This is a genomic window from Micromonospora sp. WMMA1996 (assembly GCF_002573675.1).
Lineage (GTDB): Bacteria > Actinomycetota > Actinomycetes > Mycobacteriales > Micromonosporaceae > Micromonospora > Micromonospora sediminicola.
On the sequence record NZ_PDHU01000001.1, the window covers coordinates 3,829,053 to 3,843,218 of the forward strand.

Here is a 14,166-nt window from a genome sequence, read left to right on the forward strand (position 1 = left end):
CGTTTCGGCGACGGCTGCGCGGAGCCGTGCGTCCCAGTCGATCGCGAGGGGCGAGGTCGGATCGGTTTCAAGGTGTGCCCCTTCGCCCTCGCCTATAGCGAGGGGGCGAGGGGGCGAGGTGTGGGAGCTGTGCCCGGGGCGAGGTGGGGCGAGGTTGGGGCGAGGGGGCGAGGTGTCAGTCATCGGCGCTGCATCGAGGCGGGCCGGCCAGTCGGCGGCTTCACGCTCTCCATCTGTCCATCCATCCGCGAGTTCGTCCGGCACCCCCCCTCCTAAAGGAGGGGGTGCCGGACGGACGATTACGTTCGGATAGTTCGTCCGGACGTCTGCACGCCGTGACCTCCTGTTTTCCGGCGGCGACGCCTGTTCGTCCGGGAGTTCGTCCGGAGAGTTCGTCCGGCGGTCGTCCGGACGTTCGGCTACGGCGCGCATGTCAGGCCACCTCGTAGAGTGACGCGCGGCCCTTGCCGCCCACCTTGCGCAGCAGCTTGTCCCGCTCCATCTGCGTCATGTGCTCGTACGCCGTCGTCCGGGACACGCCGAGCCGCTCGATCAGCGCGTCGCGCAGCATGGTCTTGGTGAACGGCTCTCCGAACACCGCACGGGCAACCTGCTCGGCGGAGACGACCATGTCCGCGGTCCGCTCGACCGACGAGACGCCCTCGATGATCACCGAGCCGTGCGCCGGCTTGCGGCGCAGCCACGTCTTCTCCCCGGCCACGCCCTCCTTGACCTTCTTGCGCTCCAGCTCCAGCAGCGGGTTCGCCGACGTGCCGGCCAGGATCAGCACCTCGTCGACGTTGGCCTCCAGCTGGCTGCCGCCGCGGGCCCGGGACGCGTCGCCCCACCCCGGGTGGTGCACCAGCACCACCGTGCCGTCGATCGCCGCCGCCAGGTCGGCCATGCGCCGGGTCACCGTGGCGGCGTCCTTCGTCTCGTCGACGTCCGGCGCGAGGCTGGAGAACGTGTCGAGCACGATCAGCCCGGCGCCCAGGTCGACGGCCTCGGCGCGCATCTCGACCCACGTGTCGACCTCGCGAAGGCTCGCGGGCCGCACGGAGAACACGACGTCGTCGTCCGTGACCTCGGTGCCCCACGCCGTTTCCCACGCGCTGATGCGCGCGTTGAGGCCGTTCGCGCCCTCACCGACGACGTACAGCGCCCGGGTGCGGTGGACCTCTCGGCCGAGCCACGGGCGGCCGGTGCCGACCGAGCACGCCCAGGCGAGGCTGACGAACGTCTTCCCGGCGTTGCTGGGCCCGACCAGCAGCACGGTGCTGCGCCGCGACATGACACCGTCGATCAGGGACTCCACGGGCGGGAGGCTGCGCAGCTGCGACCGGCGCAGCAGGGTGGCGGTGAACCGGCGGGCCGGCTTGTCGTCCGGAGCGTCCGGCGGTCCGGACGATGCCGGACGTTCGGTGGTGACGCCTTCCGGCCAGCCCTCTTCGCGGCGGCCGGGCAGGTCGCCGACGGGCACGGTGCCGGGCTGCGCGACGGTGACGTCTGCCCAGGCGTCGAGGTCGGTCACGCGGCCATCCGTCCGGGGTGCACGGCGCCGGCGGCGTCCCGCTCGGCGGCGGGCAGGGTCATGCCGGTGCACGAACGCCACCAGTCGCACGGGCCGGAGTGCGCGCCGCCGCATGGCGCGACGTCGGGTGCCGGCGCCGGCGTGGTCAGGGCCAGCACGTCGGCCGGGGTGAGTCGATAGCCCATGGCGTCGAGGTAGTCGTCGAGGCGGTAGGCGTCGCGTCGCCGGCGGATGACCGGGTCACCGCCGCGGAGCAGGGGCGTTACGTCGCTGCACTGCGGTACGCTCTGCTCGACTGCTTCGCCGGCCGTCGCCTCGCCCGCTTCCCAGCTGCCCCGCTGGGGGCGGGCGTTCTCGTCAGGCTGCATCCTGCGCACCGGCCTTGCGGGCGGCCTTCGCCCGACGGGTCTGCGCCGACTTCAGCGCCAGCCGGGCGAAGTAGGCCTTGCGCGCGGATTCGGCACGGCGGGCGCGCTCAGCGGGCGAGAGCTTGCCTTCGGGGTCGACCTGCTTCTCGAAGCGATCGTTGAACGCCCGGCGCGCGGGAGCGGTGGCGGCGGCACGGTCCTCGGTCTGCGCCCATCTGAGGTGAGCGGCGAGGGACGCGATCGTGACGCGGTCGGACGGGTGGCTGGATGCCATTCGGGGCTACCTTTCGGTCCGCCCACCCCGAGTACACGAACGGGTGCGCAGTAACGCTGCGTAGCCCTCGCGCCAAGAGAGCCGGGCTCACCCGGCTACGGGTGAGGCTCAACACCTGGCAAGAAGCGCTGTGCGTGGTTACTTTGTGCATGAGCGCAGTGCGGCTGGCAGGCCACCTGCGTTCGTTCCCGTCCGAGGATTAGCCCCTCGGGGCGGGGATAACAACCTGTGTTGATCAAGCGGTGCGCCACCGACGATAGTGGCGCACCGCTTGATTTGGTAGCGCCCGGACTTGGGCATCCAACCTGGTCAGGGCACTTCCGTCGGACCTCGACTGCACAGCAATGCATAGGTGACGGGCCGGTCCAGTGTGGTGCAGTGACCCTGCTCATGTGCCCGAGCAATATCCGCAGGTCACGGGTCTACGTGAGGTCAGATTCACGCTACGCAATGTGCGGCGGTTGTGAGCTTGGCCACTCGACGCCAGTTCCGGACATTACTGTCCGTTGCCCCCGTGCCCAGCGGCACAGCGGACCCCTCGAACGCCCACATCAGAGCCGGTCACCGAGCCCCATCCGACGATGCGCGCCGCGCGCCCGCTCGACCGCCGTCGACCGGGCGTAGACCGAGAGCATCGCGTCGGAGCGCCACCCGGCGAGCTGCATCAGGTCCCGTTCCTGGCCGCCCTCGGCGAGCCAGCGGTGCGCGAACGTGTGCCGGAAGGCGTGCGGGTGCAGGTCCGGCACGCCGGCGGCCTGGCCGAGCACTTCCAGCCGCCACCGCACCCCGTCGGCCGACATCGCGCCCCGCTCGCCGAGCAGCAGCCGCGGGGTCCGTGCGGCGTGCGGATGCGCCGACCGCGCCCGCAGGTACCTGTCGATTGCCTGTCCGGTCCGGGCGCCGAACGGCACCACTCGGGGCCGGTTGCCCTTGCCGACGACGTAGACCAGCTCCTGGTCGAGGTCGACGTGCTCCGGGTGCTCCAAGCCGACGAGCTCGGAGACGCGCAGCCCGCAGTCGGCGAGCAGCCGAATCAACACCTCATCGCGGCGGCCGTCGAAGATGCGCCGGTCGTGCTGCCCGGCCTTGCCGCGCGGGACCTGGCAGAGCTTGATCAGCCGGGCCAGCTCGTCGTCGGTGAGCACTCGGACAGGCTTCTCCGACTTGGCGGGCATCTCCACGCCCTCGGTGGGCGCCTTCTCCAGCTCCCCCTCGACGACCAGCCAGCGGCAGAAGCGGCGCAGCCCGCGCAGCCGGGTAGCCACCGTGGACGGCTCGTTGCCGCGCTCGATCAGGTCCGCCAGCCAAGCGGAGATTGAGTGCCGGTTGAGCTGGTCGAGGGTGGTGGGCCGACCCTGCGCGGTGAGCCAGGCGCAGAAGAACTGGATGCTCTGCCCGTAGAGCCTCAGAGTGCCGTCGGCCTTGCCGGCGGCGCGTAGGGATCGCCGGAACGACGCGGCGAGGTCGGAAAGCTGGGGCGACATGTCGGGTAGATTATCGGGTGAGTCAGCGTTATGCTACCCCCGTCCACGTTCGACGGATCAACGTTTTAGCTGGTGGGGCGCTTCGCGCGGCTCGGCTGAACCCGTTTCGGCTCGCCGGGCATCTTGGGGTATTCCGGAGGGTAGGGCAGGTCGCCGAGGCCGTCGGCGGCGTCCCGCTCGGCCCACTCCAGCAGCGGGGTGATGTCCCACGGCGCGTCGTCGATGCCGGCGTGCGGGTCGCCCCGCTCGGCGAACCGGGCCGGCACGGTGCCCAGGTGGAAGTCGTCCGGGTCGACCTCGGGCAGCTCGTCCCACTCGACCGGGGTGGAGACGGTGGCGCGGGCGTTGGCCCGCAGCGAGTACGCGCAGGCGATGGTGCGGTCGCGGGCGGTCTGGTTGAAGTCGACGAAGACGCGCCGGCCCCGCTCCTCCTTCCACCAGGCGGTGGTGAGCAGCTCGGGTCGGCGTCGTTCCAGCTCGCGGGCCAGCGCGATGGTGGCCCGGCGCACCTCCACGAACGTCCAGCGCGGCTGGATGCGCAGGTAGACGTGCACGCCCCGACCACCGGAGGTCTTCGGCCAGCCGGGCACCCCCAGCTCGTCGAGCAGCCCGCGCAGCTCCCCGGCGGCGGTCACCGCGTCGGCGAAGTCGGTGCCGGGTTGCGGGTCGAGGTCGACGCGCAGCTCGTCCGGCCGGTCGGTGTCGGCGGCGCGCACCGGCCACGGGTGGAACACGACCGTGCCCATCTGCGCCGCCCAGGCGACGTGCGCGAGGTCGGCCGGGCAGAGCTCGTCGGCCTTGCGGCCACTGGGGAAGCTGATCTCCGCGGTGCGGATCCACGGGGGTACGCCGCGCGTCGGCACCCGCTTCTGGAAGAACATCTCCCCCTCGACGCCCTCGGGGAAGCGTTGCAGGGTGGTGGGCCGGTCCCGCAGGGCCCGGGTGATCCCGTCGCCGACCGCCAGGTAGTAGTGGAAGACGTCCGCCTTGGTGAAGCCGCGCTGCGGGAAGATCACCCGGTCGGGGCTGCTGAGCCGCACGGCCCGCCCGGCGACCTCGATCTCCTCGACGGCGCTTCTGCTGCCCGCCATCAGGCGACCCTATGCGATGGCACCGACGGCCGACGTACCGTTGACGGGTGAGTCTTTCCGACAACGAACTGCCCCGCACCGAGGACGAGTGGCGCGTCCGCCTGAGCCCGGAGGAGTTCCGGGTGCTCCGGGAGGCCGGCACCGAGGCGCCCTGGACCGGCGAGTACGTCGACACCAAGACCCCCGGCGTCTACCACTGCCGGGCCTGCGGGCTGGAGCTGTTCCGCAGCCAGGACAAGTTCGACTCGCACTGCGGCTGGCCGAGCTTCGACGACGCCATCCCGGGTGCGGTCAAGGAGATCCCCGACAACACGCTCGGCATGCGGCGCACGGAGATCCGCTGCGCCCGGTGCGACAGTCACCTGGGGCACGTCTTCGAGGGTGAGGGCTTCACCCCGAAGGACACCCGGCACTGCGTCAACTCGATCTCGGTGCGGTTGGAGCCGACCGGCGGCTGACCGCGCTCAGAGCCGCAGCAGGCCGCCGGCCTCGTCCACCTGGTCGGCGGCCTCGTCGTCGAGCCAGACGCCACCGGTGGCGAGGTAGCGGAAGCGGTACTCCCCCGGGCCGAGCCGCACGGTCACGGTCCGGGTGCCGTCGCGGCGCGGCACCAGCTCGTGCCGGCCCGGCTCCCACCCGTTGAAGCAGCCGACCACGCTGACGGTGCCGGCCGGGGCGTCCCGCGGGAGGGAGAAGGTCACCCGGGTCTGGTTGCCGAAGAGCTTGTTGCGCTTGATCACGGATCCTCCGGATTTGCAGCGGTCACCACAGTCAACGCACGACACGCCGGGAGCGACTCGCCGTCGGGCCGGACCAGGTTCGCCCGTTCCGGTTGCCCTGGTGTGTCGAGCACGCGACCCTGGGGTGACAGGTCCGTTTTCGGGGGGTTTCGCATGGCTACCTGTGAAGTTTGCGGCAACGACTACTGGATGGCGTTCGAGGTGCGCACGGTCGACGGGTCCCGGCACACGTTCGACTGCTTCGAGTGCGCGGTGCACAAGATGGCGCCGGTGTGCGAGCACTGCCAGATCAAGATCGTCGGGCACGGCGTCGAGGTCTCCGGCCGCTTCTTCTGCTGCGCCCACTGCGCGCGGGCGGTCGAGGGCGACCAGGGCGCCGAGATCCGCGACGCGGTCGGCGCCCGCCCCGCCTAGACGAACCGTAAGTGAGCAGTAAGGGTTGCCGCCGGTCGGGCCTGGTTAGCATCCGGCCATGCCCGCCACCGGATCGTCGCTGCTGCCACTGACACTGACACTGACCGCCGTGCTCGCCCTCGCCGGCTGCGCCGGGGCCGACCGCCCGGCCGCCGAGTCGGCCCCGGGCACCCCGACGTCGGCGCCCACGACACCCGCCGGGACGACCGCCGCGCCCACCGGCTCCGCCGCCGCGCCGGTCCCCGCCGTGCTGGACTTCACGGTACGCACGATCGACGGGAAGCCCTTCGCCGGCAGCGCCCTGGCCGGGAAGCCGGCCGTGCTGTGGTTCTGGGCGGCCTGGTGCGGCCGCTGCCGGGGCGTCGCCGGGGACGTGGCCGCGCTGCGCCGGGACCACGCCGACCGGGTCAACCTCATCGGGGTGGCCGGGCTGGGCAGCGGCGACGAGGCGATGCGGCGGTTCGCCGGCGACACCGGCATCGCGGAGTTCCCCAACCTGGCCGACGACGAGGGCGAGGTGTGGCGCCGGTTCGGCGTCCGCAGCCAGGAGTGGTACGTGCTGCTGGACTCCGCCGGCCGGGTGACGCACTCCGGCGCCCTGTCCCAGGCGGAGCTGCGCCGTCGCGTCGCCGGGCTGACCTGACATGCCCGACGCCCCGTACGGCCTGGCCCTGGCCGCCGGCCTGCTCGCCGCGGTGAACCCGTGCGGCTTCGCGCTGCTGCCCGCGTACCTGTCGGTGCTGGTGTCGGGCGAGGGCCCGGCGGCCGCCCGGGGGCCGCTCGCGCCGGTGGGCCGGGCGCTGGCCCTGACCGCCGCGATGACCGTCGGCTTCGTCGCGGTCTTCGGCACGTTCGGCCTGCTCGCCGGCCCGGCCGCGGACGCGGTGGCGCGTCGCCTGCCCTGGGTGTCGGTGCTGATCGGGGTGGCGCTGGTGGCGGCCGGCGTCTGGCTGGTCACGGGCCGGCAACTGCCGGCGTTCACCCCGCGCCCGGCGGCCGGTCCCGCGGTACGGGCCCGGTTCGGCTCGATGGCCCTCTTCGGCGCGGCGTACGCGGTCGCGTCGCTCGGGTGCACGATCGGCCCGTTCCTGGCCGTGGTGGTCGCCGGCTTCCGGGCCGGCAGTCCGCTCGCCGGCATGGGCCTCTTCGTGGCGTACGCCCTGGGCATGGGGTTGGCGGTCGGCGCCGCCGCGCTCGCCGTGGCGCTGGCCCGGGAGTCGCTGGTCCGGCGCACCCGCCGCGCGGCGCCGCTGCTCGGCCGGCTCGCCGGCGTGCTGCTCGTGCTCACCGGCGGCTACGTGGCCTGGTACGGCTGGTACGAGGTGCGCCTGTTCGCCGGCGGCGGCGCGGACGACCCGGTGATCGCCGTGGCCGGCCGGGTGCAGGGTTGGGTGAGCGACGGGTTGGCCCGCCTCGGACCGTGGGGGGTGGCCGCCGTGGTCGCCGCCCTGGTGGCGGTGGGCGTGGTCGGCGCGCTGGCCCGCCGCGTCGGCGCCGCGCGCTCCGCCGGGGTCGCCGCGCCGGCGCGGCCCGACGTCGAGTCCACCGCCGAGGTGGACGCGTCCTAACATCGCGGGATGCCGCCGTCCGTCGACTCACACGTCGCGGCGTTCACCGAACTGGACGCCCGCACCTTCCACGACCTGCTCCGGCTGCGCATCGACGTGTTCGTGGTCGAGCAGTCCTGCCCGTACCCGGAACTCGACGGCCGGGACGTCGAGCCCGGCACCCGCCACCTCTGGCTGACCCGCGACGGCGCCGTGCTGGCGTACCTGCGGATCCTGGCCGACCCCGACGGCGTGGCCCGGATCGGGCGGGTGGTGGTGGCGCCGGCCGCCCGCGGCGCGGGCCTGGCCGGCGCGCTGATGACCGAGGCGCTGGCCGAGGTGGGCGAGCGGCCGTGCGTGCTGGAGGCGCAGACGCACCTGGTGGCGCTCTACGCCGGGCACGGCTTCGCGGTCGACGGCCCCGGCTACGTGGAGGACGGCATCCCGCACACCCCGATGCGCCGGAATCCCAACTAATTGACGCCTGTCGCTTTCTGTGGCAGCGTGCGGACGGAGCCGCCACGCGGGAGAGGGCAACTCCCGACAGTCCGGGCGTCGTGCACCGACATCCCCACCCCGGAGGCTTCACATGTCCACTCCGTACCGCCGTCGCGTCCCGCTCGCGGCGGCGATCCTCGGCGTCTGCGCGGTCGTCGCGGCGCTGCTCACCACCGCGTTCTCCGGCCCGGCCTCGGCGCACGGGTCGGTGGTCGACCCGGCGTCGCGCAACTACGGCTGCTGGCAGCGCTGGGGCGGCGACTTCCAGAACCCGGCGATGGCCACCCAGGACCCGATGTGCTGGCAGGCCTGGCAGGCCGACCCGAGCGCCATGTGGAACTGGAACGGCCTGTTCCGCGAGGGCGTCGCCGGCAACCACCAGGGCGCCATCCCGGACGGCCAGCTGTGCAGCGGCGGGCGCACCTCCGCCGGCCGCTACAACGCGCTCGACACGGTCGGCGCCTGGAAGACCACGTCCATCTCCAACAACTTCCGGATCAAGCTGTTCGACCAGGCCAGCCACGGCGCCGACTACATCCGGGTGTACGTGACCAAGCAGGGCTTCAACGCGTTGACCACGCCGCTGCGCTGGAGCGACCTGGAGCAGGTCGGCCAGATCGGCAACACCCCGGCCAGCCAGTGGACGCCCGAGACCTCGGGCGTGTCCATCCAGGTGCCGGCGAACGCGCCGGGCCGCACCGGCCGGCACATCGTCTACACCATCTGGCAGGCCAGCCACCTGGACCAGTCCTACTACCTGTGCAGTGACGTGGACTTCGGCGGGGCCGGCCCGTCGCCGACCGCATCGCCCACCGCATCGCCGACCACCACGCCGACCGCGTCGCCCACCGCATCGCCCACCACCTCGCCGACGGGCGGCCCGACCACGCCGCCGAGCACGCCGAACCCGGCCGGGGGCTGCACCGCGACCTACCAGATCACCGGTCAGTGGGGCGGCGGCTTCCAGGCCGAGGTGAAGGTGACCAACGGCAGCGGGTCGCCGATCCGCGGCTGGTCGGTGAGCTGGAACTACCAGAACGGGCAGCAGGTCAGCTCGGCGTGGAACGCCACGGTGACCACGAGCGGGACCCTGGTCACGGCCCGCAACGTGTCCTACAACGGTGCGCTGGCGCCGGGGGCGAGCACCTCGTTCGGCTTCACCGGCACCACGACCGGCACCAACCCGGTGCCGGGCATCCTCTCCTGCACCACGGCCGCCTGACCACCCCGGAGCAAGGAGGGGCCCCCTCTTAACACGTCGGTGTTAAGAGGGGGCCCCTCCTCTACCGGAGGCGTTAAAAGGGGGCCCTTCCTTTCACACCAGGCAGGTGACGATGTCGGCGACCGGGCGGCGCCGGCCGGTGTAGAAGGGAATCTCCTCCCGCACGTGCCGGCGGGCCCCCGAGGCCCGCAGGTCGCGCATCAGGTCCACGATCCGGTGCAGCTCGTCGGCCTCGAACGCGAGCATCCACTCGTAGTCGCCGAGCGCGAACGACGCGACCGTGTTGGCCCGCACGTCCGGGTAGCCCCGGGCCATCTTGCCGTGCTCGGCCAGCAGCTCACGCCGCTCGGCGTCGGGCAGCAGGTACCACTCGTAGGAGCGGACGAACGGGTAGACGCAGAGGTAGGCGCGGGGCTCCTCGTCGGCCAGGAACGCCGGGATGTGGCTCTTGTTGAACTCGGCGGGCCGGTGCAGCGCCATCTGCGACCAGACCGGGGTGAGCGCCCGCCCCAGCGTGGTGCGGCGGAACCGCAGGTACGCGTCCTGGAGCGCGTCGCTGGACGACGAGTGCCACCAGATCATCAGGTCCGCGTCGGCGCGCAGGCCGGCCACGTCGTAGGTGCCCCGGATCGTCACGTCCTTGCCGGCCAGCTCCGCGAAGAGCGACTCGACCTCGTCGACGACGTTCTCCCGCAACGAGGGCAGCGGGCTGGTGGCCCGGTACACCGACCACATGGTGTAGCGGATGGTCTCGTTGAGCTCCCGCAGCCGCGCCGCGTTGGTCTGCTCGGTCATGCTGCCGATCCTCCCAGTGCCGTGATGATCTCTTCGGCCGCCGTCTCGCCGGAGCGGACGCAGACCGGGATGCCGACGCCGTCGTAACCGGCGCCGGCCACTGCCAACGTCGGGTGGGCGCCGCGCAGCGCCGTCCGGACCGCCGCCACCCGGTCGGCGTGCCCGGGGGTGTACTGCGGCAGCGCCCCGCCCCACCGCTGCACGTGCCGGGCCACCGGGGTGGGCAGCGGCGAGCCCAGCACCGCCGACAGCTCCCGGTGCACGGTCGCGGCCAGGTCGTCGTCGGTGAGCTGGAGCGACGTCTCGTCGCCGTAGCGGCCCACCGAGGCGCGCACCAGCGCCAGCCCGTCCGGCCGGCGCAGGTGCCCCCACTTGGTGGTGAAGAACGTGGACGCCTTGATCAGCAGGCCCTCGGCGGCCGGCACCAGGAAGCCGGACAGCTCCGGCAGGTCCGGGCCGGGCAGCGCGAGAGTGACCAGGGCGACGCTGGCGTAGTCCAACGCGCCGACGGTGTCCGCCTCCGCCGGCGCGGCGCCGGCGAGCAGCCGGGCGGCCGGTCGGGCCGGCACCGCGAGCAGCACCGCGTCGGCGTCCATCTGTTCGGCGTCGCGGGTCGGCCCGACGGTGAGTTGCCATCCGGTCGGGGTGCGGCGCAGCTCGCGTACCGCCGCGTCCCGGCGGATCGTCGCCCCGCTCGCCCGCGCCGCGGCCTCGACCAGCGTGCTCAGCCCGCCGGCGAGGGTGCCGAAGACGGGAGCGCCGGGGGCGCGTGGCGCGGCGGCCTGCGCCGCGCGTACCGCACCGACGAGCGTGTGCTCGGCGCGGGCCGCGCGGGCCAGCGCCGGCATGGTGGTGACCAGGGAGAGGTCGTCGGCGCGGCCGGCGTAGACGCCGCCGAGCATCGGGTCGACCAGCCGGTCCACCACCGCGTCGCCGAGCCGCTGGCGGACCAGCGCCCCGACCGCGACGTCCTCGTCCGGCGCCAGCAGCGGGCGGCCCGCGTCGCGGTCGGCGTCCGCCGGCCGCGCCACCGCCGCCACCTTCTCCAGATCCCCGGGTACGCCGACGAGCGTGCCGCCCGGCACCGGGCGCAGCCCGCCGTCGACCAGCAGGGCGGCCTGCCCGACGGTCGGGTGCACGATCGAGGCGTCCAGCCCGAGCCGGCCGGCCAGGGTGACCGCCGCCGACTCGCCGCCGGCCGGGTCCCGCATCAGGAACGACTCGGCCCCGAACTCGACCGGACCACCGGCCAGCTCACCGGTGCGCAGCTTGCCGCCGAGCCGACCGGACTGCTCGTAGACGGTGATCTCGGTGCCGGCGGGCGCGCGGTCGCGCAACCGGACGGCGGCGGCCAACCCGGTGATCCCGCCACCGACGATCGCCACCCGCCACGGTCGCGCCACGACTCCTCCTAGCGGGCCGGTCGCGCGGACAGCTCGTGCACCAGCGCGACCACCCGGGTCAGCACGTCGGGGTCGGTCTCCGGCAGGACGCCGTGGCCGAGGTTGAACACGTGGCCGGGGGCGGCCCGGCCCTGCTCGACGATGCGCCGCACCTCGGCCTCCACCACCGGCCACGGGGCGAGCAGCACGGTCGGGTCGAGGTTGCCCTGCACCGCCTTGTCCGACCCGATCCGGCGGGTGGCCACGTCCAGCGGGGTACGCCAGTCCACGCCGACCACGTCGGCGCCGGCCTCGCCCATCGCGCCGAGCAGCTCGCCGGTGCCCACCCCGAAGTGGATCCGGGGCACGCCGGCGTCGGCGAGCCCGCCCAGCACGTACGTCGAGTGCGGCAGCACGAAGCGGCGGTAGTCGGCCTCGGACAGCGCGCCGGCCCAGGAGTCGAAGAGCTGCACCGCGGAGACGCCGGCGTCGATCTGGACCCGCAGGAACGACAGCGTCACCTCGGCCAGCCGGGCGCAGAGCGCGTGCCACAGCTCCGGGTCGCCGTACATCAGCGCCTTGGTCTTCGCGTGGGTCCGCGACGGCCCGCCCTCGACCAGGTAGCTGGCCAGCGTGAACGGCGCCCCGGCGAAGCCGATCAACGGGGTGTCGCCCAGCTCGACGACGAGTTGCCGGACCGCCTCGTCCACGTAGGACACCTCGTCGCGGCCGATCGGGGAGATCCGTTCGACGTCGGCGGCGGTCCGCACCGGCTCGGCCACCACCGGCCCGGTTCCGGGCACGATGTCCAGGTCGATCCCGGCCGCCGCCACCGGCACCACGATGTCGCTGAACAGGATCGCCGCGTCCACCCCGTGCCGGCGGACCGGCTGGAGCGTGATCTCGGTGACCAGTTCGGGCCGGCGGCACGACTCCAGCATCGGCACGCTGGCCCGGATCTCCCGGTACTCCGGCAACGACCGGCCGGCCTGGCGCATGAACCAGACCGGGGTGTGCGGGCCCGGCTCGCGCCGGCAGGCGCGCACGAAGGGCGAGTCGGCCGGCCCGCCGCGGCGGGGTTCTCCGTCTCGGGCGGCAGTGCCCGTGGTGTCGGTGGTCATCGCGGCAATCGTGCCACGCGCCCCGTCCGCGCCCACGCTCACCATCCGCATTTGTGACGTAGAAGGAAGGGCCCCCGCTTAACGCCTGCGGTAGAGGAAGGGCCCCTTCTTAACCGTCGATCACCCGGCGCGCCGTCACGCGCGGCACGGCGGGGGCGGCATAGGCTGCTCGCATGGCCCCCCCGATCGCGCTCCCGGAAACGTTCGCTCGCGCGGTCGCGGGGCTGCGGTCGGCGACACCCCGCCCGGAGATCGTGCTGGAGGAGGTCGGCGCCCCGCAGCGCCTGGCCCCGTACGCGTTCGCGCTCTCCGCCGCGGTGCTGCGCGACGACGACGAGGTGGCCACCGGCCGGCTGATCCTGCTGCACGACCCGGCCGGGCATGAGGCCTGGCAGGGCACGCTGCGGCTGGTCACCTACGTCACCGCCGAGTTGGAGGTCGACCTGGCCAGCGACCCGCTGCTGCCGAGCGTGGGCTGGACCTGGCTGACCGACGCGCTGGACGCGCAGGGCGCCGGCCACCGGGCGATCGGCGGCACGGTCACGCAGACGCTCTCCACCCGGTTCGGCGAGCTGGCCGGGCCGCCCGCCGCCGGCGACATCGAGATCCGCGCCTCCTGGACGCCGCTGCGCGCCGACCTGGCCCCGCACCTGCTCGGCTGGTGCACCCTGCTGGCCTCCACCGCCGGCCTGCCGCCGCCCGGCGTCACGGCGCTGCCCCGCCGCGCCGGCGCCGCCTGACCCGTCGACCGCGGGGTCGACGGCGGTCCCGGAGATCCGGAACGCCGCCCACCTCGTGGTCGACCGGGTGAAGAGCTGTCAGAGGTAGTTCTCGGCCTCGTCGCAGACCTTGTCGAGGCCCTTGTTGGCCGCCTCGAAGCCGGCCTTGTCGCCGCGGGACGCCGCCGTGATCGCGGTGGTCAGCTTGTCCAGGCAGTTGGCGATGACCTTCTTCTGCCGGGCCTGCTCGTCCCGGTCGTTCTTGGTGCCGGTGAGGTCCTGCTCGGTGTCGGCGAGGCGCTCCTGCACCGTCTTCAGCTCACCCTTGAGCTTCTCGATCTCCTGCGAGTTGGCCGCGATCGTGCCGTCGCGCTGGCTGACCTGCCGCTCGGCCTTGTCCAGCTTGCCGTTGGTGGTGACGTAGAGGCCGGTCATCACGCCGCCGAGGACCAGAAGCAGGCCGGCGACGATCCCCAGGATCAGCGCCGTCCGTCCCCGGCCCCCGCCGGCCGGCGCGCCCGCCGGCGGACCGAACCCGGTCGGGGCGTACGGCGGCACGGCGCCGGGCGGCCCGGACATCGGCTGCGGCCCGTACCCGGGTCCGGAGACCGGCGGGGCCGACATCGGCGGGTAGCCCGGGCCGGAGACCGGCGGCGCGGACATCGGCTGCGGCCCGTATCCGGGGCCCGAGACCGGCGGCGCCGACATCGGCTGGCCGGGGGCCGGGACCGGGGCGGCGCCCGGCGCGTACCGGCCCGGCGCGACCTCCGGCGCGTACTGGCCCGGCACGGGCGGCTGGGGTCGGGTCGGGTCGGGCTGGGCCGGCCCGTACGACGGGGGCGTGGCCTGGCCCCCGTACGGGTTGCCGTAGACCGTGCCGCCCGGCGGCGGGGGCGGGTGGTCCCCCGCTCCGATCGGTGGCTGGGACATGTCGTTCCTCCAGATGTGCTGAGCCCCCCGTGGGGCGACCCGGACCGATC

Annotated in this window: 17 protein-coding genes; 7 read left to right on the forward strand and 10 right to left on the reverse strand. The window is 73.7% G+C overall.

The window, feature by feature from the left end; all coding sequences use genetic code 11:
- Positions 1-433: 433 nt before the first annotated feature.
- The 5 genes from COO58_RS17625 to ligD form a co-directional block, all read right to left on the reverse strand.
- Positions 434-1,531: an AAA family ATPase gene (locus tag COO58_RS17625; protein WP_176558833.1), complete on the reverse strand. Its 1,098-nt coding sequence runs from the start codon at positions 1,529-1,531 to the stop codon at positions 434-436.
- Positions 1,528-1,899, reverse strand: coding sequence for a hypothetical protein (locus tag COO58_RS29945; RefSeq protein WP_141561920.1), 372 nt, complete (start codon positions 1,897-1,899; stop codon positions 1,528-1,530). Before COO58_RS29945 ends, COO58_RS17625 begins: the two co-directional genes overlap by 4 nt.
- Positions 1,889-2,173 (reverse strand): hypothetical protein, encoded by a 285-nt coding sequence (locus tag COO58_RS17630; protein WP_098745809.1) that lies wholly within the window; start codon positions 2,171-2,173, stop codon positions 1,889-1,891. The genes COO58_RS29945 and COO58_RS17630 overlap by 11 nt, the downstream gene beginning before the upstream one ends.
- A gap of 551 nt (positions 2,174-2,724) precedes the next feature.
- Complete coding sequence (locus COO58_RS17635) at positions 2,725-3,657, reverse strand: tyrosine-type recombinase/integrase (protein ID WP_098745811.1); 933 nt, start codon at positions 3,655-3,657, stop codon at positions 2,725-2,727.
- Between the two features lie 65 nt (positions 3,658-3,722).
- Positions 3,723-4,748, reverse strand: a complete 1,026-nt coding sequence (ligD, locus tag COO58_RS17640; protein ID WP_098745812.1) for a non-homologous end-joining DNA ligase — start codon at positions 4,746-4,748, stop codon at positions 3,723-3,725.
- A 47-nt stretch (positions 4,749-4,795) separates the two neighbouring features.
- Between ligD and msrB the strand changes: the two genes are divergently transcribed.
- Positions 4,796-5,206 (forward strand): peptide-methionine (R)-S-oxide reductase MsrB, encoded by a 411-nt coding sequence (gene msrB, locus COO58_RS17645; RefSeq protein WP_091579416.1) that lies wholly within the window; start codon positions 4,796-4,798, stop codon positions 5,204-5,206.
- 6 nt (positions 5,207-5,212) lie between these two features.
- On the opposite strand, the gene COO58_RS17650 is transcribed toward msrB, so the two are convergent.
- Entirely contained in the window at positions 5,213-5,488 is a 276-nt protein-coding gene (locus COO58_RS17650) for an isoamylase early set domain-containing protein (RefSeq protein WP_091579420.1), read from the reverse strand.
- Positions 5,489-5,641: 153 nt separating this feature from the next.
- Between COO58_RS17650 and COO58_RS17655 the strand changes: the two genes are divergently transcribed.
- From COO58_RS17655 to COO58_RS17675, 5 genes are all read left to right on the forward strand, one after another.
- Positions 5,642-5,902, forward strand: coding sequence for a Prokaryotic metallothionein (locus COO58_RS17655; protein WP_091579424.1), 261 nt, complete (start codon positions 5,642-5,644; stop codon positions 5,900-5,902).
- Between the two features lie 58 nt (positions 5,903-5,960).
- Positions 5,961-6,545 carry a redoxin domain-containing protein gene (locus COO58_RS17660; RefSeq protein WP_091579429.1) on the forward strand — a complete coding sequence of 195 codons (585 nt, stop codon included), beginning with the start codon at positions 5,961-5,963 and terminating at the stop codon, positions 6,543-6,545.
- Position 6,546: 1 nt separating this feature from the next.
- Positions 6,547-7,470 (forward strand): cytochrome c biogenesis CcdA family protein, encoded by a 924-nt coding sequence (locus tag COO58_RS17665; protein WP_098745814.1) that lies wholly within the window; start codon positions 6,547-6,549, stop codon positions 7,468-7,470.
- A gap of 9 nt (positions 7,471-7,479) precedes the next feature.
- Positions 7,480-7,926 carry a GNAT family N-acetyltransferase gene (locus COO58_RS17670; protein ID WP_098745815.1) on the forward strand — a complete coding sequence of 149 codons (447 nt, stop codon included), beginning with the start codon at positions 7,480-7,482 and terminating at the stop codon, positions 7,924-7,926.
- A gap of 112 nt (positions 7,927-8,038) precedes the next feature.
- On the forward strand, positions 8,039-9,169 hold the full coding sequence (locus tag COO58_RS17675) for a lytic polysaccharide monooxygenase (RefSeq protein ID WP_098745817.1): 1,131 nt from the start codon (positions 8,039-8,041) through the stop codon (positions 9,167-9,169).
- 93 nt (positions 9,170-9,262) lie between these two features.
- On the opposite strand, the gene hemQ is transcribed toward COO58_RS17675, so the two are convergent.
- From hemQ to hemE, 3 genes are read right to left on the reverse strand one after another with little or no spacing between them, the layout of a single operon-like run.
- On the reverse strand, positions 9,263-9,964 hold the full coding sequence (gene hemQ / locus COO58_RS17680; RefSeq protein WP_091579442.1) for a hydrogen peroxide-dependent heme synthase: 702 nt from the start codon (positions 9,962-9,964) through the stop codon (positions 9,263-9,265).
- Positions 9,961-11,367: a protoporphyrinogen oxidase gene (gene hemG / locus COO58_RS17685; RefSeq protein WP_098745818.1), complete on the reverse strand. Its 1,407-nt coding sequence runs from the start codon at positions 11,365-11,367 to the stop codon at positions 9,961-9,963. Before hemG ends, hemQ begins: the two co-directional genes overlap by 4 nt.
- An 8-nt stretch (positions 11,368-11,375) precedes the next feature.
- The gene (gene hemE, locus COO58_RS17690) at positions 11,376-12,467 is read right to left on the reverse strand and encodes a uroporphyrinogen decarboxylase (protein WP_176558834.1); all 1,092 of its coding nucleotides are present in this window, start codon (positions 12,465-12,467) and stop codon (positions 11,376-11,378) included.
- 173 nt (positions 12,468-12,640) lie between these two features.
- Between hemE and COO58_RS17695 the strand changes: the two genes are divergently transcribed.
- The gene (locus COO58_RS17695; RefSeq protein WP_091579455.1) at positions 12,641-13,207 is read left to right on the forward strand and encodes a DUF3000 domain-containing protein; all 567 of its coding nucleotides are present in this window, start codon (positions 12,641-12,643) and stop codon (positions 13,205-13,207) included.
- 78 nt (positions 13,208-13,285) lie between these two features.
- On the opposite strand, the gene COO58_RS17700 is transcribed toward COO58_RS17695, so the two are convergent.
- Entirely contained in the window at positions 13,286-14,116 is an 831-nt protein-coding gene (locus COO58_RS17700) for a hypothetical protein (protein WP_098745821.1), read from the reverse strand.
- Positions 14,117-14,166: the final 50 nt, after the last annotated feature.

Excerpts from the sequence above, each read along its gene's own strand:
- COO58_RS29945 (WP_141561920.1), bottom strand. The coding sequence starts at position 1,899 with ATGCAGCCTGACGAGAACGCCCGCCCCCAGCGGGGCAGCTGGGAAGCG.
- COO58_RS17630 (WP_098745809.1), bottom strand. The coding sequence starts at position 2,173 with ATGGCATCCAGCCACCCGTCCGACCGCGTCACGATCGCGTCCCTCGCC.
- COO58_RS17635 (WP_098745811.1), bottom strand. The coding sequence starts at position 3,657 with ATGTCGCCCCAGCTTTCCGACCTCGCCGCGTCGTTCCGGCGATCCCTA.
- ligD (WP_098745812.1), bottom strand. The coding sequence starts at position 4,748 with ATGGCGGGCAGCAGAAGCGCCGTCGAGGAGATCGAGGTCGCCGGGCGG.
- COO58_RS17655 (WP_091579424.1), top strand. The coding sequence starts at position 5,642 with ATGGCTACCTGTGAAGTTTGCGGCAACGACTACTGGATGGCGTTCGAG.
- COO58_RS17660 (WP_091579429.1), top strand. The coding sequence starts at position 5,961 with ATGCCCGCCACCGGATCGTCGCTGCTGCCACTGACACTGACACTGACC.
- COO58_RS17665 (WP_098745814.1), top strand. The coding sequence starts at position 6,547 with ATGCCCGACGCCCCGTACGGCCTGGCCCTGGCCGCCGGCCTGCTCGCC.
- COO58_RS17670 (WP_098745815.1), top strand. The coding sequence starts at position 7,480 with ATGCCGCCGTCCGTCGACTCACACGTCGCGGCGTTCACCGAACTGGAC.
- COO58_RS17675 (WP_098745817.1), top strand. The coding sequence starts at position 8,039 with ATGTCCACTCCGTACCGCCGTCGCGTCCCGCTCGCGGCGGCGATCCTC.
- hemQ (WP_091579442.1), bottom strand. The coding sequence starts at position 9,964 with ATGACCGAGCAGACCAACGCGGCGCGGCTGCGGGAGCTCAACGAGACC.
- hemE (WP_176558834.1), bottom strand. The coding sequence starts at position 12,467 with ATGACCACCGACACCACGGGCACTGCCGCCCGAGACGGAGAACCCCGC.
- COO58_RS17695 (WP_091579455.1), top strand. The coding sequence starts at position 12,641 with ATGGCCCCCCCGATCGCGCTCCCGGAAACGTTCGCTCGCGCGGTCGCG.
- COO58_RS17700 (WP_098745821.1), bottom strand. The coding sequence starts at position 14,116 with ATGTCCCAGCCACCGATCGGAGCGGGGGACCACCCGCCCCCGCCGCCG.